The organism is Streptomyces albus subsp. chlorinus (genome assembly GCF_013302895.1).
GTDB classification, from domain to species: Bacteria; Actinomycetota; Actinomycetes; order Streptomycetales; family Streptomycetaceae; genus Streptomyces; species Streptomyces chlorinus.
The window spans coordinates 5,968,667-5,986,995 of sequence record NZ_VJOK01000001.1 but is presented as its reverse complement, the minus strand read 5'-3'; the positions used below and the strand labels follow the sequence as shown (position 1 = coordinate 5,986,995).

Sequence of the window (18,329 nt, the reverse complement as noted above, 5' to 3'; positions counted from 1 at the left end):
CCAGGCGGGCTCAGGCGCGGGCGCTCGCCTCGTGCACGTAGGACACCAGATCCGTCAGGGCCTGCGGATCGGTGTCCGGCAGGACACCGTGGCCGAGGTTGAAGATGTGGCCCTCCAGCCCGCGCGCCGCCTCCAGCACCCGGCCGGCCGCACGCTCGACGGCGCCCCTGGGGGCGAAGAGGACCGCGGGGTCGAGGTTGCCCTGGATCGCCTTGCCGGGGCCGACGCGCCGGGCCGCCTCGTCCACGGGCACCCGCCAGTCGGCGCCGACCACATCGGCGCCCGCCTCGCCCATGAGCCGCAGCAGCTCGCCGGTGCCCACCCCGAAGTGGATACGGGGCACGCCGTAGGGGGCGACGGCCTCGAAGACCTTCGCCGAGGCGGGCAGCACGCTGCGGCGGTAGTCCTCGGGAGCGAGCGCGCCGGCCCAGGAGTCGAAGAGCTGCACGGCGCTCGCCCCGGCCTCGATCTGCACCTTGAGGAAGGCGGCGGTGATACCGGCGAGCCGGTCCAGCAGCTCGGCCCACAGCTCGGGGTCGCCGTACATGAGCGCCTTGGTGTGCTCATGGTTCTTGGAGGGGCCGCCCTCGACGAGATAGCTGGCCAGGGTGAAGGGCGCGCCCGCGAAGCCGATCAGCGGAGTGGGCCCCAGCTCGCGGGTGAGGATGCCGACGGCCTCCGTCACGTACGCGACGTCCTCGGGGTCGAGCGGGCGCAGGCGCTCCAGGTCGGCGCGGCAGCGGATCGGCTTCTCGACGACGGGGCCGACGCCCGGCTTGATGTCGAGGTCGACGCCGATGGCCTTGAGCGGAACGACGATGTCGCTGTAGTAGACGGCGGCGTCCACCTTGTGGCGGCGCACCGGCTGGAGGGTGATCTCGGCGACGAGGTCGGGCCGCGTGCACGAGTCCAGCATGCCGATGCCCTCGCGCACCTTGCGGTACTCGGGCAGCGAGCGGCCCGCCTGCCGCATGAACCACACCGGCGTGTGCGGCACCGGTTCGCGGCGGCACGCGCGCAGGAACGCCGAGTCGTGGGCGGCGTTCGGCGCGGCGGCACCGCTCGGCGCGGCGTCGTGGGTCTGCGTAGGCTGGATCGGCTTGCCCGTAGGGCGGTCGTTTCCACTCACGCGGAGAAGTCTCCCACGGCCGAACGGGGTGTCCCTACCGGCCTGAAGCGCGGCCTCCGCCTACTCTTCGGGCCATGACTGCGGCGCGGGCGGCGAAGGCGGGAGGCTTCGACGGAGTGGGAGGCACCGGCGGAACGGGCGGCTCAGGTGGCGGCGGCGGGGACTCCTTCCCGCCCCCTTTCCAGGCGGCCGTGACCGCCCTGAGCGAGACGCGGCCGCGTCCGGAGGTCCGCCTCACACCGCTGCCGCCGCCCAAGCGGCTGGCACCGTTCGCCTTCGCCCTGGAGGCGACCGTGAACGAGCCGGAGGACGAGGCGGTCGAGCTGGCCGACGGACGGTTCGTGCTGCTGCACGACCCGCAGGGCCAGGACGGCTGGCGCGGCACCTTCCGGGTCGTCACGCTGTGCCGGGCCGAGCTGGAGCCGGAGATCGCGGGCGATCCGCTGCTGCCCGAGGTGACCTGGTCGTGGCTGACCGGGGCGCTGGAGGCGCGGAGCGCCGGTTACACGGAGCCGAGCGGGACGGTGACCCGGTCCAGCTCGGCGTTCTTCGGCGGGCTCGCCGAGCGTGCCGCCGAGGAGGTGCTGGAGATCCGCGCGAGCTGGACCCCCGAGGGCACCGCCCCGGACGCCGCGGCACATCTGACGGCCTGGTGCGAACTGCTCTGCCAGTGCGCGGGGTTGCCGCCGGAGACGGGCGAGGGCACCTCGGTCGTGCAGCTGCCCCAGCGCCGGGGGCCGCGCTGACCCCGGCGGCCCGGCCGCCCGCCTGATCCCTCCGCGCTCCCCTCCCTCTCCCCTTCTCCCCTCCCCAGCCCCCTCGTCTCCCTCTTCCTCCACCGCACCGACGGGACCGGATCCCGCCGGTGCGGTGTTTTGTCTACAAAGAACCTCACTCAATTCACCCGGCCGCCCGGCCGGTCTCCGTGTAGACAAAGGAATGTTTTCCTCCGGAGGAAAATGCCGGAAACGGGATTGTGGAAATTCGGGTCACTAATTCGTGATCTTTCTCTAAAGAGGTGCGGAGAAGGTGCCGAAGGAGTCTGTGACCCTTCACACGGAATACCCGACTCGTTCGGTTCCGTCCCCCACAGCCACTCCCTGCAGGAGGCCCGGTGTCTGTTCTCCTCGAGCACCCCACAAGCCTGGTCGCCTACCGCCCGAACAAGCCGACGGCCATGGTCGTCGTGGCCGACCCCCGCGTCCGCTCCACCGTGACCCGCCATCTGTGGGCTCTCGGTGTCCGGGACGTGATCGAGGCGTCGTCCATCGCGGAGGCCCGTCCCCGCGTCGGAAACCCGCGCGACATCTGCGTGGCCGACGTGCACCTGCCCGACGGCTCCGGCCTGAGCCTGCTGTCGGAGACCAGAGCGGCGGGCTGGCCCAACGGGCTCGCCCTGTCCGCCGCCGACGACATCGGCGCCGTACGCAACGCACTGGCCGGCGGCGTCAAGGGCTACGTCGTCACCGGCACCCGTACCAACCTGGGCGGCCCGCTGCCGACCCGGCACGGTGCGGCCCCGATCGGTGCCGCCGCGGCGGCACGGATGCACCGCAGGCCGGGCGGCGGACCCGGCGGACCGGGGCACCCGGGCGGGTACCGGGAGCTGTCGGGCCGCGAGGTGGAGGTCCTGCGGCTGGTGGCCGAGGGGCAGTCCAACAAGGCCATCGGCGTGTCGATGGGCCTCTCGGCGCTCACCGTCAAGAGCCACCTCGCCCGCATCGCCCGCAAGCTGGGCACCGGCGACCGTGCGGGAATGGTGGCCGTCGCCCTGCGCACGGGCATCATCCACTGACCGCTCCCCCTCCCCTCCCGCCTCCTTCTCCCTCCGTCCGCCGTCCTCCGCTCCACTCCCCGTCCCCTCCGCGCCGTTCGGCTCCCGCACCGTTCGGCTTTCCGGGCGCCCGTCGAGGTAACGTTCCCTCGGCGGGCGCCCGGCTTCGTGCGCGCGCGGCTACTCTTGACTGGTGACCGACGCCCAAGAGACCGCATCAGCCCCCGCAGCTCAGGCCCCTGTCCAGGACTCCGCCCCGGCGCCGGTCCCACTCCTGGAACCGCGCGAGGGCATCCCGCCCGTCACCGCCACGGCCGAGCAGCTGGCCCGGGTGACCGAGGCGTTCGCGGCGGGCAGCGGGCCGGTGGCGGTGGACGCCGAGCGCGCCTCCGGTTACCGCTACGGACAGCGCGCCTATCTGGTGCAGCTGCGCCGCGCCGGCGCGGGCACCGCGCTGATCGACCCTGTCGCCTGCCCTGATCTGTCGGGCCTGGACGCGGCGCTGGCGGGCAGCGAGTGGGTGCTGCACGCGGCCACCCAGGACCTGCCGTGCCTGCGCGAGATAGGCATGCGGCCCACGCGGCTCTTCGACACCGAGCTGGCCGGGCGGCTCGCCGGGTTCGCCCGGGTGGGGCTCGGCGCGATGGTGGAGAACGTGCTCGGCTACGCCCTGGAGAAGGGGCACTCCGCCGTCGACTGGTCCACCCGCCCGCTGCCCGAGCCGTGGCTGCGCTACGCGGCGCTCGACGTCGAGCTGCTGGTGGACCTGCGGGACGCGCTGGAGGTGGAGCTGTCGCGGCAGGGCAAGCTGGAGTGGGCCCAGGAGGAGTTCGCGGCGATCGCCGCCGCCGCCCCGCCGCCGCCCCGCAAGGACCCGTGGCGCCGCACCTCGGGTATGCACAAGGTGCGGCGGCGCCGTCAGATGGCCGTCGTTCGGGAGTTGTGGCAGGCGCGGGACGCGGTGGCGCGCAAGCGGGACGTCTCGCCGGGCAAGGTGCTCTCGGACGCGGCGATCGTGGAGGCCGCGCTGGCCATGCCGACCAGCGCCCGGGCCCTGGCGGCGCTGCCCGGGTTCGGCCAGCGGATGGGCCGCCGGCAGCTCGACCAGTGGCACGCGGCGGTCGAGCGGGCGCGTGCCCTGCCCGAGGAGGAGCTGCCGCAGCAGAGCCAGGCCACCCACGGCCCGCCGCCGCCCCGCGCCTGGGCCGACAAGGACCCGGCGGCCGCGGCCCGGCTGTCGGCGGCCCGTGCCGCGGTGACCGAGCGCGCCGAGGAGCTGAATCTGCCGCAGGAGAACCTGCTGACCCCGGACACGGTGCGCCGGCTGTGCTGGGAGCCGCCTGCCGAGATCACGCTCGAGTCGGTCTCCGGGGCGCTGCGCGCGCTGGGGGCGCGCGAGTGGCAGATCGGGCAGACGGCTCAGCTGCTGCGGGCGGCGCTGACGGTCTCCGCGTAGACGTTCCGGTGTGACGTGCGCCCCTGCCCCAGGTCGGCCCTTGCCAGGTGGTTACCGGCAAGTAGCATGGGGGTCGACCGACCCCCGGCCGCACCTGGAGGAGAGCCAACGTGCCTCGTACCGCAAGGGACGTCGTCTTCGTCGACGGCGTTCGCACACCGTTCGGCAAGGCGGGCCCCAAGGGCATCTACCACGAGACCCGCGCGGACGACCTGGTCGTCAAGTGCATCCGCGAGCTGCTCCGCCGCAACCCCGACCTGCCTCCGGAGCGCATCGACGAGGTCGCCATCGCCGCGACCACGCAGATCGGCGACCAGGGCCTGACACTGGGCCGGACCGCCGGGATCCTGGCGGGGCTGCCGCCGACCGTGCCCGGCTACTCCATCGACCGGATGTGCGCGGGCGCGATGACGGCCGTCACGACGACCTCCGGGTCGATCGCCTTCGGCGCCTACGACCTGGTCGTCGCCGGCGGCGTCGAGCACATGGGCCGGCACCCGATGGGTGAGGGCGTGGACCCCAACCCGCGCTTCGTGTCGGAGAAGCTGGTCGACGAGTCCGCGATGTTCATGGGCATGACCGCCGAGAACCTGCACGACCGCTTCCCGCACCTGACCAAGGAGCGCGCCGACGCCTACGCGGTGCGCAGCCAGGAGAAGGCGGCCAAGGCGTACGCCAACGACAAGATCCAGCCGGATCTGGTGCCGATCTCCATCCGCCGCACCTCCCCCGAGGGCGGGGAGACGGGCTGGGGCCTGGCCACCGCCGACGAGCCGATGCGGCCGGGCACCACGCTGGAGAACCTCGCCGGGCTCAAGACGCCCTTCCGTGCGCACGGCCGCGTCACCCCGGGCAACGCCGCGGGCCTGAACGACGGTGCCACCGCCTCCCTCATCGCCGCCGAGGACGTGGCCCGCGAGCTGGGGCTGCCGGTCAAGATGCGGCTGGTCTCCTACGCGTTCGCCGGTGTGGAGCCGGAGGTCATGGGCATCGGCCCGGTCCCGGCCACCGAGAAGGCGCTGGCCAAGGCCGGTCTGTCCATCGACGACATCGGCCTGTTCGAGATCAACGAGGCGTTCGCCGTCCAGGTGCTCGCGCTGCTGGACCACTACGGCATCGCCGACGACGACCCGCGCGTCAACCAGTACGGCGGCGCCATCGCCTTCGGCCACCCGCTGGCCTCCTCCGGTGTGCGGCTGATGACTCAGCTCGCCCGCCAGTTCGAGGAGCAGCCGCACGTCCGCTACGGCCTGACCACCATGTGCGTCGGCTTCGGCATGGGCGGGACCGTCATCTGGGAGAACCCCCACTGGGAGGGCAAGTGAGCATGAGCACCGCTGAGCTGCTGAAGGGCGCGGCCGCGCTCTTCCCGGACGAGGTCGTCACGCAGGCGCACGTACGCCACCTCGACCTGCCCGGCGGGGCGGGGCGCTTCGCCCTCATCACGCTGGACAACGGGCTGGACCACACCAAGCCCACCACCTTCGGCCCGCAGTCGCTGGCCAACCTGGACGCGGCCCTCGACCAGGTGGAGAAGGAGGCCGCGGACGGCGAGATCAAGGGCGTCGGGCTCACCGGCAAGCCGTTCATCTTCGCCGTCGGTGCCGACCTCAAGGGCGTCGAGCTGCTGAAGCGGCACGAGGACGCGGTCGCCATCGGCAAGGGCGGCCACGACGTCTTCGTCCGGCTGGCCAACCTGGCCGTGCCCACGTTCGCGTACTACAACGGCGCGGCGATGGGCGGCGGCGTCGAGGTGGGTCTGCACTGCACCTACCGCACCGTCTCCGCCGCGCTGCCGGCCTTCTCACTGCCCGAGGTCTTCCTCGGCCTGGTGCCCGGCTGGGGCGGCTGCGCGCTGCTGCCGAATCTGATCGGCGCCGAGCGCGCGGTCAGCGTCATCATCGAGAACTCGCTCAACCAGAACCGGCAGCTCAAGGGCGAGCAGGTCTACGAACTGGGTATCGCCGACGCCCTGTTCGAGGGCGCCGACTTCCTGGAGGAGTCGCTGCGCTGGACGGCGGCCGTCCTCAAGGGCGAGATCGAGGTCGTGCGCGCCGAGGTGGACCGCGGCGAGGCGTGGGACGCGGCCGTCGAGCGCGGCAGGCAGATCGCCGACAGCAAGGTGCACGGCGCCGCCCCGGCCGCCTACCGGGCCCTCGACATCATCGCCGCCGCCAAGAACGGCGACCTGCGGCAGGGCTTCGAGGCCGAGACCCAGGCGCTGGCCGACCTGATCATGGGCGGCGAGCTGCGCAGCGGACTGTACGCCTTCAACCTGGTGCAGAAGCGCGCCAAGCGCCCGGCGGGTGCCCCGTCCAAGGACCTGGCGCGGCCGGTCACCAAGGTCGGGGTCGTCGGCGCCGGGCTGATGGCCTCGCAGCTCGGTCTGCTGTTCGCGCGCCGTCTGGAAGTGCCGGTCGTGCTGACCGACATCGACCAGGAGCGCGTCGACAAGGGCGTGGCCTACTGCCACGAGGAGATCGACAAACTGCTGCTCAAGGGCCGCATCAACCAGGACAAGGCCAACCGCCTCAAGGCGCTGGTGACCGGCTCGCTGGACAAGGCCGCCGCCTTCTCGGACGCCGACTTCGTGATCGAGGCCGTCTTCGAGGAGATGGGCGTCAAGCAGAAGGTGTTCGCCGAGGTCGAGGCGGTCGTGCCGGAGCACGCCATCCTCGCCACCAACACCTCCTCGCTGTCGGTCGGCGAGATGGCCTCGCAGCTCAAGCACCCCGAGCGGGTCGTGGGCTTCCACTTCTTCAACCCCGTCGCCGTCCTCCCGCTGCTGGAGATCGTGCGGGGCGTCAAGACCGACGACGCGGCGCTGGCCACCGCGTTCGGTGTCGCCAAGAAGCTGAAGAAGACCGCCGTGCTGGTCAAGGACGCGCCCGCGTTCGTCGTCAACCGGGTGCTGACCCGGTTCCTGGGCGAGGTGCTGCGCTCCATCGACGAGGGCACGCCGGTGGAGGTCGCCGACCGGGCGCTGGCCCCGCTGGGCCTGCCGATGTCGCCGATCCAGCTGCTGGAACTGGTCGGCCCGGCCGTCGCGCACCACGTCGCGGGCACTCTGCACGCCGCCTTCCCCGACCGGTTCGCCGTCTCGGAGAACCTCGGCCGCGTCGTCGAGGCGGGCAAGCGCAACCTGTACGTGCCCGGCACGCAGGAGCTGGATCCGGAGGTCGCCGGGCTCTTCCGGACCGGGGAGACGGTGCTGACCGAGGAGCAGGTGCGCGAGCGGGCGCTGAACGCCATCGCGGAAGAGATCCGGCTGATGCTGGACGACGGTGTGGTCGCCGAGGCGCAGGACATCGACCTGTGCCTGATCACCGGCGCCGGGTGGCCCTTCCACCTCGGCGGGGTGACGCCGTACCTGGACCGTGAGGGCGTCAGCGAGCGCGTCACCGGCCGCCGCTTCCTGGAGCCGGGCCTGGCGAGCGTCCCGGCGTGAGGAATCCCGGTCCCGCCCGTCCCGGCAGGAGACGGGACGGGCGGGGCACGGGTGGCGCTCACTTCACCTACGGTTCACGGCCCTCGTAGGCGTTGCCCTGGGGGCCGACGGCCAGGTATGTGCTCTTGATGTCGTCGGCGAGATCACCCGTCACGTCACCGCCGTGCCGGGAATCGATGAGGTACTTCTGTGCGGTGGCGCCCAAATCCCGCTCGCCGCGGGCGAAGAACTGGTCCTTGTTCTGCGGCGGGTCGGGATTTCGCGGTCCGCCGAAGACGGCGTCGTCGTGGAAGAGCTTCGCGAATTCCACCCCGCTCGCCTGCGCGATGGGGATCACCACTCCCCACGGCCCGCTCTTTCCCACCACATTGAGCACCCCATTGGCAATCGCCGGCGCCGAGGCGCTCATCCCGACCCGGGTCCAGTTCGCCGACTGCCGGTAGGAGTCCTGCGCGGCGGCGGACTCGGCGTCGTACCGGGCCTCGATCTGCCGGACGCGCGCGTGGTCGAGCGTCCCGCGCACCTCGGCCTCCGTCAGCAGCACGCGCCGTCCCGCCGTCCAGTTCTCCTCGCTCTCGGACGGCGGTTTTTCCGCCAACCGGTCGAGCGTGTAGAGGTGTTCGGCCTGGTTCATCAGCCCGTGCGAGGTCTCGTGCCGGCCGAGGACGCTGAGGAAGTCCACGGCCTGGTCGCGGCCGAAGCCGGCCGCGCCCCGGTACGCCGGCGGGAAGGCGCCGGTGTTCCGCAGCGAGTCGCCCACGCCGGAGACGCCGCGGTTGAGGTCGTCCACATAGGAGCCGCCCATCGCGCCGAGAGCCGGCGCCAGGGCGGCCTGCTCGTGCAGCAGCCGGGGGCCGTCCTCGCCGCCGTAGACGTGCACGACCTGCTCCATCACTCCCGCCGTCGCGGCGGTGCGCCGGTCCCCGCCGTGCGCGAAGATCTCCGGCTTCTCTCCGGTGAGCAGCGGATCGTCCCACGCGTAGCCGGTCGTCGCCGCGGTGAGCGCGTGGCCCAGCGCCTCGTGGCCCGCCAGTTCGCGGGGGCCGGCCCGGGTGTTGCCGTCGAAGACCCAGTTGCGCTCGCTCGTCAGACAGGCGAGGTGGCCGTTGAGTTCGCTGCCGCGGTCGACGGCACCGCTGACGCCGGCCGGCCGGGCGAAGAAGGTGGTCGCCGCCTCGGGGTTGCGGCCCAGCGCCTCCAGGAACCCGATGGCGGCGTCGTGGCCGGTGTCGCCTGCTCCCCGGCCGCCGCCGAGCAGGTCGAGGGTGTCGGAGTCGGCCGTGTTGGCCCAGTAGGCGTAGCCGTCACGGGTGTTGAGCTTCTCGTCCCAGGCGAGGAGCGTGTCGCCGTACCGGTTGAGGAAGCCCGCATCCCAGGTGCCCGAGCGCATCAGGTTGCTCATCAGCTGGAAGCCGAAGGGGTGGGTGGTTGCGAAGGTCGCCACGCGCCGGTCCCCCAGGGCGATGACCTCCTGCTGCCAGCGCCGTATCGCGGGGCTGTCGGCGTGCGAGGCGGTGGCCAGGGTGGTGCCGAGGGTTTTCTGGAGCGTGCAGGCCGACTTCCACCACTCCGTCTCGTCGATCTCGGTGTCCGGGTGGTCGAGGCTGCGCGGGTGGGTGGCGTTGTACCAGAGCTTCAGGGTGCGTTCGGCCCCGAGCGTGGTGGCGAACCGCTCGGCGAACTCGGCGTCACCGCTGTGCCGCGTCACCAGCATGGTGAGCCGCCCCAGCTGGTCGGAGGTCATCGTGCCCTGCTCGGCGCCGGCCAGGCGCAGTGCCTCCCTCAGATCGGCGGCCACCTGTGCGCGGGCCGCCTCCAGGCTGCCGTACGCGCGGTCGTTGAAGCCGCGTGCCGTACCGTTCACATCGGCGGTCAGCGCGTGGGCCAGGTCCCGGTCGGCGGTGTCGGCGCTCTCGAGGGCGGCGCGGGTGCGGTCCCGGTAGGAGGCGAGGGCCTCCTGGTACGCCTTGGTGCAGGCGGTGCGCTTCGGCTCCTCCTCGGCGGTCAGCTCCAGCCGCACCGAGCCGTCGCGCTGGTCGAGCTTCAGGTGCGCGTGCCCCTCCAGTTCGTCCTCGATGGCCTTGAGGTCCTCCTGGGCCGCCCGGAACTTCTCCAGCGCCTGGGAGAGCACCGTGTGGACCCGGCGGGCCTCCTCCTGGGCCGCCAGCAGCTGCGCCTTGACGAGACGGAATCTGCGCCACGCCGCCCGGGCCGTCTCGCCCTCCCAGCCGGAGTCGGCCAGGCCCTTGGTGACCTCGGTGCCGAAGTCGGTGGCGACCTGGGAGAGAGTGCCCGGTGCGTTCTTCCACTTGGTGACGGCCTCGTCCAGCGGGGTCAGGTTCGCGTGCCGGACGTCGGTGTAGCCGGGACCCCCGCTCATGGGCGGGCTCCGCGGTCGTCGCCGGATGCGCGGCCGTCACGGAGGGCGTCGATGTCCCGCTCGCGCCCGTGGTCCTCGGTGGTGAACAGCCTCGCGGCGTCCCGCAGCGCCGTGGCCGTGCCGGTGAACTGGTCCCTGACGTAGGCCATCTGGTCGCGCCAGCGCTCCTGGAAGACGGCGACGGCCGCGTCGGTGCGGAAGCCCTTGAGGCTGCCGGTGACCTGCCCGGTCTCGCGCATCACCTCGTCGTCGGCCTTGAGGAACCGCCCGCGGACGGCCTCCGTCCGGCCGGCGCGCCCCCGCAGCACGCCGGCCGTCACGTCGAGCTTCTTCCGCGGGCCCGGCACCCCGCCTCCCCCGCGGCGGCCCGCTCCGGCCGGCCGCATGCGGGCCGTACTGTCGGGCGCGTACGCGGCCTTGAGCCCGGCCCACTCCTCGTCGAACGACACGCTGTCCTCCTGCGGTTCGTGCTGTGCTGGGGCGCCGGCCGTGTGCGGAGTCCGGCGCACCCACGCGGAACGGCGACCGTAGCGGGCCCGGGAGAACAGCGGGCGAGCAGCCGGGGAGCGGAATCTTGACAGCCGGGGGCCGCGACGGGGCCCGGCGGGACGGCCGGTGGACGCGGACAGCAGCGGGAGGGGCGGCCACCATGGCGCGCGGCGGCCGGGGACGGCGCGACCGGAACGCTCAGCGCACGGCGGGGTCCGGGGTGCGCGGCGCCGGGGTGCGGGGCGTGGACGTACGCGGCGTGGACGTACGCGGGGACGGGGTGCGCTCCGTCGGCCGGGAGAGCAGATAGAACTCGGAGCCGTCGATGGTCGCCACCTTCTCGTAGTGGCGGCCCAGATGGCGGCGGAGAGTGGGGGTGCGCCGGACGCCGTACTCCTTGCCGCGCGAGTCGTCGACGATCAGCTCGGGCGGGCGGCGGCGCAGTTCCCTCTCGAACTGCGGCCAGGCGCCCTCCATCGCGTACCGCTCCCCCACCCGCGCCTCGCCCCGGCCGCCGCTGAAGTTGGTGAGGAACCCCGCCGTCAGGAAGCGGGAGGCGGGGGTGCGCCCGGCCAGCCAGTAGCCCTCCGGGTGCATGCCCCACAGCAGCACCCGGTCGCCGCGCTGGGTGTAGGAGCGCACCGTGTCGGCCAGCCGGTGCGCGTGGTCCAGCTCGGTGCGGCCGGCCGTGAAGCCCCAGCCGACGTAGCCGCAGGCCACCAGGGTGGTGGCGGCGAGCGCGGCGGTCGCGGCGCGGGCCGACAGCTCGTTCACGGCGGCGGCGCCCAGCACGGCCAGCGGCGGCACCAGCTGGAGGAAGTAGTGCCCGAAGAACTGGAGGCCGACGGTGGCGGCGGCGAGCGAGGCGGCGAGCCAGATCCACAGGTCGGCGGTGCCGGCGAGCGGGAGCCGGTCCTTGGAGCCGTCGCCCGGGTGCCCGCCTCCGGCGCGGTCCCCGTCGCCGTACCCGCTCCCGGGGGTGGCCCGCCCGGCCGAGCGGCGGCGTACGGCGTGGACGAGGGCCACGACGAGGGGCAGCGCGGACAGGGTGAGCAGGCCGAGCCCGCCGAGTGCGCGCAGCAGGGGCTTGAGCCCGGCTCCGTCGGCGGACAGGTAGGCGCCGGAGCCGGTGGCGATCCAGTACAGGAACCGCCCGGGGCCGAAGGCGAGGGCGGTGGCCACCAGGGGGAGCGCCGCGGCGCCGCAGACCCGCGCCAGCGCACCCCAGCCTGCCCGCTGCTGCCACAGCAGTACGAGCACCGGCAGCAGGACGGCTCCACCGGTCTGCTTCGAGAGCATCGCCGCGGCCACGGCGAGCCCGGCCCCCAGCCAGCGCGACCGCTCGGCGCACCAGAAGGCCGCCACCGTCCAGGGCAGCATGAAGACCTCGAACGTCGCCGCCTGGGTGTCCTCCGGATCGAGCCCCACCGACAGGAAGACGTAGCAGATGCCCGCCGTCCACGCCGCGCGCTCTCCCCAGCGGCGCGCCGCGACGGAGGCGGCCAGCAGCGCGCCGGCCAGCACCGCGAGGATCGCCACGACGCGCACCGGCCACAGCGAGTCGTCCCCGAAGGCGGCGAACGCGCCCCGGTAGAGCCAGGGGACCAGCGGCGGCTTCCGGTCGACGACGGTGTGGTACAGCTCGCCGCCGTCCGCGAGCTGCCGCGCCTGCGTGGCGAGGAACCCCTCGTCGGGGTTCCAGGGGGTGCGCACGAAGGAGGGCAGCCGGGTGAGCACCGTCAGCGCCGCCACGATGGCGACCAGCCGCGTCCAGTTCGGCTGTGTCACGGGCGCCGCGGTGCGTCGCTCGGCGGTACGGGACTGCGGCATGGGTCTCAATGTAGCGAGGGCCGCCACCGCGCCCGCGGCGGCCTCCCCTCCGCTCGTCGTGCGGCGGCGGAAGGGAGGCGCCGGCGAGGTGTCAGGAGGGTGTGGCGCCTTCCCAGGCGGACACCTGGGGGCCGCTCGGGCCGGTCCCGCGGCCGTCCAGCTTGGCGACTAGCCCCGTCACCTGGCGCGCGATGTCGGGCGCGGTGAGCCCGATCTCCGTCATGATCTCCTGGCGGGACCCGTGGTCCAGGAAGCGCTCGGGGATGCCGAAGTCCCGCAGCGGCACATCGACACCCGCGTCCCGCAGCGCCTGCGCGACGGCCGAACCGACGCCGCCCGCCCGGCTGTTGTCCTCGACCGTGACGACGACCCGGTGCTGCTCGGCCAGTGGCGGCAGCGCCTCGTCGACGGGCTTGACCCAGCGCGGGTCCACGACCGTGGTGGTGATGCCCTGCTTGTCGAGGAGGCCGGCGATCTCCAGGCACATCGGGGCGAGGGCGCCCACCGACACCAGCAGGACGTCCGCGCCCGCGTCGGCCGCCGGCTCCCGCAGCACGTCCATGCCGCCCACCCGGCGCACCGCGGGGACGGCCGGGCCCACGGCGCCCTTGGAGTAGCGCACCACCGTGGGCGCGTCGTCCACCTCGACGGCCTCGCGGAGCTGGGCGCGGACCTGGTCGGCGTCCCGGGGCGCGGCCAGCCGCAGTCCGGGCACGCACTGGAGGATGGACATGTCCCACATGCCGTTGTGGGAGGCGCCGTCGGAGCCGGTGACCCCGGCGCGGTCCAGCACGAAGGTGACGCCGCACCTGTGCAGGGCGACGTCCATCAGCAGCTGGTCGAAGGCGCGGTTGAGGAAGGTCGCGTAGACGGCGAAGACCGGGTGCAGCCCGCCGGTGGCCAGCCCGGCGGCGGAGACCGCGCCGTGCTGCTCGGCGATGCCGACGTCGTAGACGCGGTCGGGGAACTCCTGGGCGAAGGCGTGGAGTCCGACGGGCCGCATCATCGCCGCGGTGATGGCGACGATGTCCTCGCGTTCCCGGCCGAGCTTGACCATCTCGTCGCTGAAGACGGAAGTCCAGTCGGCGCCCGAGGTCTTGACGGGCAGGCCGGTGTCGGGGTGGATGACGCCGACGGCGTGGAACTGGTCGGCCTCGTCCTGGCGCGCGGGCTGGTAGCCGCGGCCCTTCTCGGTGAGGCAGTGCACCAGCACCGGCCCCCCGAACCGCTTCGCCCGCTGCAACGCCGACTCCACCGCCGCGATGTCATGCCCGTCGATCGGGCCCACATACTTCAGCCCCAGATCCTCGAACATCCCCTGCGGCGCGATGAAATCCTTCAACCCCTTCTTCGCCCCGTGCAACGTCTCATACAACGGCCTGCCCACCACCGGCGTCCGGTGCAGCACATCCTTCCCCCGCGCCAGAAACCGCTCATACCCGTCCGTCGTACGCAACGTCGCCAGATGATTCGCCAGACCCCCGATCGTCGGCGAATACGACCGCTCGTTGTCATTCACCACGATCACCAGCGGACGGTCCTTCGCCGCCGCGATGTTGTTCAACGCCTCCCACGCCATCCCACCGGTCAGCGCACCATCACCGATCACCGCCACCACATGGTCACCACGGCCCAGCACCTCATTCGCCTTCGCCAGACCATCCGCCCACCCCAGCACCGTCGACGCATGCGAATTCTCGATCACATCATGCGCCGACTCCGCCCGCGACGGATACCCCGACAACCCACCCCGCGCCCGCAACCGCGAAAAATCCTGCCGCCCCGTAAGCAGCTTGTGCACATACGACTGATGCCCCGTATCCCACAGAATCCGGTCCACCGGCGAATCGAAAACACGATGCAGGGCAATGGTCAGCTCGACCACACCGAGGTTCGGCCCCAGGTGACCGCCGGTCTTGGAGACCGCCTCCACCAGGAAGGTGCGGATCTCCTCGGCCAGCTCCTCCAGCTGCTCCGGGGTGAGCCGGTCCAGATCGCGTGGTCCCCTGATGCGGGTCAGCAACGCCACCCGTACCTCCTTGCTTCGAGCGTGATCGAACGCTATCGAGCCGTCGTTGTCGGACCGAGCCGATTCCTCCCCCGACCCTCGGCCTGGGGTACCACCCGGACGGAGTCTGGGGGCAGTGCCTCACGAGTCTAATGTTCCGCTGCCATCCGGACTCACCGACCGGTGCCTTCTCAGTCACACGAATGCCGTGCCCCGCCGGGGCGGGCGGGACTGGTACGGCGTTCCCCCGGACGGGGCGTTCCACACGTTCGCGGCGGCAGCTGCCACGTATCTCACACCGTCTCTACCGGCGGATACGCACCGTCCCGGCCACTGCGCGGGCGGCGTGGGCAAAGCCACCACGGCAGGTGCCCGGGGCCTGTCCGGGCCCCGGGCACGGGTGGAACGGCTACGGCGTGTGACGAGTCGACGGGCGTTTCCGCCAGGCGTTCGATTCCGCTTACGCCCGGCCCGCGGTCTTCTGAGTCCTCCGCGACACCGAGTCGATCACGACCGCCGCCAGCAGCACCGCGCCGGTGATCATGTCGCGGACGGCGGAGCCGGTCCCCAGCAGGGCCATGCCGGAGTTGATCGACTGGATGACCAGGGCACCCAGCAGTGCGGACCAGGTCTTGCCGCGCCCGCCGAAGAGGCTGGTGCCGCCGATCACGGCGGCGGCGATGCAGTTCATCAGCAGGCTGCCCGCGCCGGAGGACTGGTTGGCGGCGTTGATCTGGGAGGCGAAGAAGAGGCCCCCGACAGCGGCCATCGTCCCGGCGAGCGCGTACACCGTGATCCGCACCATCGGCACGTTGATGCCCGCCCGCGCGGCGGCCTCGCTGCTGCCGCCGACGGCGAAGACCTGCCGGCCGTAGGTGGTGCGGCGCAGCACGAAGTCGCCCGCCACCACGACGCCCACGAAGATGACGACGGCCAGGGGCAGCCCCTTGTAGGAGTTGAAGACGAAGGCGGCGGCGTACGCGGGTACCGCCAGCACCACGGTGCGCAGCACGATCTCGCTGAGCGGGCGGCTGGGCACGTCGGCCGCCTTGCGGCGCCTCGCGTCCAGCAGCGAGAAGCCGAGGAAGGCCAGCACGCAGACGGTGGCCAGGCCCAGGGCGGCGGCCTTGTCGGCGAAGTAGTGGTTGGTGAGCTGCGCGACGATGCCGTCGTCGTCGAGGTTGATGGTGCCGCTGGGCCCGAGGATCTGGAGCATCAGCCCGTTCCAGCCGAGCAGGCCCGCCAGGGTGACCACGAACGCGGGGACGCCGATCTTGGCGAAGAAGAAGCCGTGGACGGCGCCCGCGGCCATACCGGTGAGCACGGCCAGCAGGACGGCCAGCCCCTCGTCCACGCCGTGGTTGATATTGAGGACGGCGAGCACCGCGGCCGACATGCCGCTGACCGAGCCGACCGACAGGTCGATCTCGCCGAGGATCAGCACGAAGACGATGCCGACGGCGATCAGCCCGGTGCCGGCGCTCTGGACGAACAGGTCGCTGAGGTTGTTGGAGCTGAGGAAGGCCGAGTCCTGGAGCTGGAAGACGACGGCGATGATCAGCAGTCCGACGACGACCGGGACGGAGCCGAGTTCGCCGCTGCGCAGCCGGCGCAGCAGGTCGCCGAGGTAGCCGGCGAAGCCGCGCTGGCGCACCAGCAGCCGCGGGTCGACGGTGTCGACAGGGGCCGCCGCGGCGGCGGTGGCGTCCTCCGTCACCGCGGGGGCCTTCTCCACGTCCACCGCCTTGCCGGTGGGCGGCGTGCCTTCGGTGGGCGGCGTGCCGTCGGTGGGGGTGCCGGTGGTCACTGGTGCACCTCCGTGGTGCGCGCGTTGCGTGCGGTACGGGCGTTACGGCGGGTGACGACGTTGTCGGTCGCGCCGGTGATCGCGGAGACGATCTCCTCCTGGGTGGTCTCGCTCACCGTGAAGGTCCCGTTGTTGCGGCCCAGGCGCAGGACGGCGACCCGGTCGCTGACCGCGCGTACGTCGGCCATGTTGTGGCTGATCAGCAGCACCCCCAGCTCCCGCTCCCGGAGCCGCTCGACCAGGTCGAGGACCTGCGCGGTCTGCTCGACACCGAGCGCGGCGGTGGGCTCGTCGAGGATGACGACCCGGGGTTCGCCCAGCAGGGAGCGGGCGATGGCGACGGTCTGCCGCTGGCCGCCGGAGAGCGAGGCGACGGGGATGCGGACGCTGGGGATGCGGATGGAGAGGGTGGCCAGCAGTTCGCGGGCGCGGCGCTCCATCTCGACCTCGTCCAGCACCCCGCGCGCCTTCACCTCGTTGCCGAGGAAGAGGTTGCCGACGACATCGAGGTTGTCGCACAGCGCGAGGTCCTGGTAGACGGTCGCGATGCCCAGCGCCTGGGCGTCGTGCGGCCGTTCGATGCGGACGGGCCTGCCGTCCCACTCCAGGCGCCCCTCGTCGGCCGGGCTGACGCCCGCGATGGCCTTGACGAGCGTGGACTTCCCCGCGCCGTTGTCGCCGACCAGTGCGACGACCTCTCCGGGGTGGATCTCCAGATCGACGTCCGTGAGCGCCTGCACGGCGCCGAACCGCTTGGAGATCCCGCGCAACGCCAGCACGGGCGTAGCGGTCACGTGAATCACTCCTTCACCGCCTGGGGCGGGGTGTTCCTGCCGAGGGGCGGGATTACTTGATGCCCGCCTCGTCACATGCCTTCGCGAACTTGGCGGTGCAGATCTCCTTGGCCGTGAAGAAGCCGGACTTGCCGACGTACTTCTTGATGTCGTCCTTGACGAGCGGGAGCGGGGTGACGATCTTCGTCGGGACGTCCTTGGCGGACTCGCTGTCGGTCGTGGAGGAGGCGATCTTGTCCACCGACTCGCCGCGGGCCAGGGCGACGGCGAACTCGGCCGCCGCGGAGGTCTCGGGCACGTACGGCTTGTAGACGCTCATGAACTGCTCGCCCGACAGGATGCGCTGCACGGCGTTGAGTTCGGCGTCCTGGCCGGTGACCGGGGGCATCTCGTCCTTGCTGAAACCGGCGCCCTTGAGGGCGGTGATGATGCCGCCCGCCATGCCGTCGTTGGCGGAGTAGACGCCGACGATGTTCTTCTTGCCGAGCGAGGAGATGGCGCCCTTCATGTTCTCGTTGGCGTTCTCCGGCTTCCACTCCTTGGTGTCGTACTCCTTGCCGACCTTCACCTTGCCGTCGAGGACGGAGTGGGCGCCGTCCTTGTACATCTTGGCGTTCGGGTCGGTGACCGAGCCGTTCATCATGACGATCTTGCCCTTGCCGGCCTTGTCGCCCATCTCCTTGAGGAGCGAGGTGGCCTGGATCTTGCCGACCCGGGGGTTGTCGACGGACGTGTACGCCTTGATGGGGCCCTCGGCCAGCCGGTCGTAGGCGACGACGGGGATGTCAGCGCCTTCGGCCTTCTTCACCGAGCTGGAGATGGACTTGGCGTCCACCGCGTCCAGGATCAGCGCGTCGACCTTCTTGGTGATCATCGTGTCGACCTGCTGCTGCTGGAGATTGGCGTCCTGCTTGGCGTTGGCGTACAGGATCTTGGTGTCCTCGCCGGCCAGCTCCTTGAGCTTCTTCTCCATCAGCGGCTTGTCGAAGCGTTCGTAACGCGCCGTCTGGTTCTCCGGGAGCAGCAGCCCGATGGTCAGCGGCCCCTTCTTGTCCTTGCCGCTGTCCTTGCCGTCCGCCTGGTCGGCGCTGCCGCAGGCGGCCGTGGTGAGGGCGAGAGAGAGTGTGACGGTGCCGAAGACGATGCCGCGCAGCGCTGCGTGCATGGGGGACCTCCCTGACGGGGCCGGGGCCGGCCGGGTGGCCGGAGTCGCG

The 18,329-nt window shown here is 72.2% G+C and carries 13 protein-coding genes; 5 read left to right on the top strand and 8 right to left on the bottom strand.

Features of this window, described 5'->3' with window-relative positions:
• Nucleotides 1-10 precede the first annotated feature (10 nt).
• Complete coding sequence (hemE, locus tag FM076_RS25945) at nucleotides 11-1,129, bottom strand: uroporphyrinogen decarboxylase (protein WP_428815020.1); 1,119 nt, start codon at nucleotides 1,127-1,129, stop codon at nucleotides 11-13.
• 74 nt (nucleotides 1,130-1,203) lie between these two features.
• Between hemE and FM076_RS25940 the strand changes: the two genes are divergently transcribed.
• The 5 genes from FM076_RS25940 to FM076_RS25920 all read left to right on the top strand — a co-directional run bounded on the left by FM076_RS25940 (nucleotide 1,204) and on the right by FM076_RS25920 (nucleotide 7,807).
• Nucleotides 1,204-1,875 (top strand): DUF3000 domain-containing protein, encoded by a 672-nt coding sequence (locus FM076_RS25940; protein ID WP_173873322.1) that lies wholly within the window; start codon nucleotides 1,204-1,206, stop codon nucleotides 1,873-1,875.
• A 368-nt stretch (nucleotides 1,876-2,243) separates the two neighbouring features.
• The gene (locus FM076_RS25935; RefSeq protein ID WP_173873321.1) at nucleotides 2,244-2,924 is read left to right on the top strand and encodes a LuxR C-terminal-related transcriptional regulator; all 681 of its coding nucleotides are present in this window, start codon (nucleotides 2,244-2,246) and stop codon (nucleotides 2,922-2,924) included.
• Between the two features lie 172 nt (nucleotides 2,925-3,096).
• Nucleotides 3,097-4,359 carry an HRDC domain-containing protein gene (locus FM076_RS25930; RefSeq protein ID WP_173873320.1) on the top strand — a complete coding sequence of 421 codons (1,263 nt, stop codon included), beginning with the start codon at nucleotides 3,097-3,099 and terminating at the stop codon, nucleotides 4,357-4,359.
• A 110-nt stretch (nucleotides 4,360-4,469) separates the two neighbouring features.
• Nucleotides 4,470-5,684: an acetyl-CoA C-acyltransferase gene (locus FM076_RS25925; protein WP_173873319.1), complete on the top strand. Its 1,215-nt coding sequence runs from the start codon at nucleotides 4,470-4,472 to the stop codon at nucleotides 5,682-5,684.
• Nucleotides 5,685-5,686: 2 nt separating this feature from the next.
• On the top strand, nucleotides 5,687-7,807 hold the full coding sequence (locus FM076_RS25920; RefSeq protein WP_173873318.1) for a 3-hydroxyacyl-CoA dehydrogenase NAD-binding domain-containing protein: 2,121 nt from the start codon (nucleotides 5,687-5,689) through the stop codon (nucleotides 7,805-7,807).
• A gap of 67 nt (nucleotides 7,808-7,874) precedes the next feature.
• Here FM076_RS25920 and FM076_RS25915 read toward each other — a convergent pair whose 3' ends face one another.
• The 7 genes from FM076_RS25915 to FM076_RS25885 form a co-directional block, all read right to left on the bottom strand.
• Nucleotides 7,875-10,187 carry a hypothetical protein gene (locus FM076_RS25915; protein ID WP_173873317.1) on the bottom strand — a complete coding sequence of 771 codons (2,313 nt, stop codon included), beginning with the start codon at nucleotides 10,185-10,187 and terminating at the stop codon, nucleotides 7,875-7,877.
• Complete coding sequence (locus FM076_RS25910; protein ID WP_173873316.1) at nucleotides 10,184-10,636, bottom strand: type VII secretion target; 453 nt, start codon at nucleotides 10,634-10,636, stop codon at nucleotides 10,184-10,186. Before FM076_RS25910 ends, FM076_RS25915 begins: the two co-directional genes overlap by 4 nt.
• A gap of 238 nt (nucleotides 10,637-10,874) precedes the next feature.
• On the bottom strand, nucleotides 10,875-12,506 hold the full coding sequence (locus FM076_RS25905; RefSeq protein ID WP_173873315.1) for an ArnT family glycosyltransferase: 1,632 nt from the start codon (nucleotides 12,504-12,506) through the stop codon (nucleotides 10,875-10,877).
• A 91-nt stretch (nucleotides 12,507-12,597) separates the two neighbouring features.
• Nucleotides 12,598-14,535 (bottom strand): 1-deoxy-D-xylulose-5-phosphate synthase, encoded by a 1,938-nt coding sequence (gene dxs, locus FM076_RS25900; RefSeq protein ID WP_173873314.1) that lies wholly within the window; start codon nucleotides 14,533-14,535, stop codon nucleotides 12,598-12,600.
• 439 nt (nucleotides 14,536-14,974) lie between these two features.
• Nucleotides 14,975-16,255, bottom strand: a complete 1,281-nt coding sequence (locus FM076_RS25895) for a sugar ABC transporter permease (protein WP_428815172.1) — start codon at nucleotides 16,253-16,255, stop codon at nucleotides 14,975-14,977.
• 62 nt (nucleotides 16,256-16,317) lie between these two features.
• A complete protein-coding gene (locus FM076_RS25890; RefSeq protein ID WP_173873312.1) occupies nucleotides 16,318-17,124 on the bottom strand; it encodes an ATP-binding cassette domain-containing protein in 807 nt (268 codons plus the stop codon).
• 43 nt (nucleotides 17,125-17,167) lie between these two features.
• Nucleotides 17,168-18,280, bottom strand: a complete 1,113-nt coding sequence (locus tag FM076_RS25885; RefSeq protein ID WP_173873311.1) for a substrate-binding domain-containing protein — start codon at nucleotides 18,278-18,280, stop codon at nucleotides 17,168-17,170.
• Nucleotides 18,281-18,329 lie beyond the last annotated feature (49 nt).

Excerpts from the sequence above, each read along its gene's own strand:
- FM076_RS25940 (WP_173873322.1), top strand. The coding sequence starts at position 1,204 with ATGACTGCGGCGCGGGCGGCGAAGGCGGGAGGCTTCGACGGAGTGGGA.
- FM076_RS25905 (WP_173873315.1), bottom strand. The coding sequence starts at position 12,506 with ATGCCGCAGTCCCGTACCGCCGAGCGACGCACCGCGGCGCCCGTGACA.
- FM076_RS25920 (WP_173873318.1), top strand. The coding sequence starts at position 5,687 with ATGAGCACCGCTGAGCTGCTGAAGGGCGCGGCCGCGCTCTTCCCGGAC.
- FM076_RS25885 (WP_173873311.1), bottom strand. The coding sequence starts at position 18,280 with ATGCACGCAGCGCTGCGCGGCATCGTCTTCGGCACCGTCACACTCTCT.
- FM076_RS25915 (WP_173873317.1), bottom strand. The coding sequence starts at position 10,187 with ATGAGCGGGGGTCCCGGCTACACCGACGTCCGGCACGCGAACCTGACC.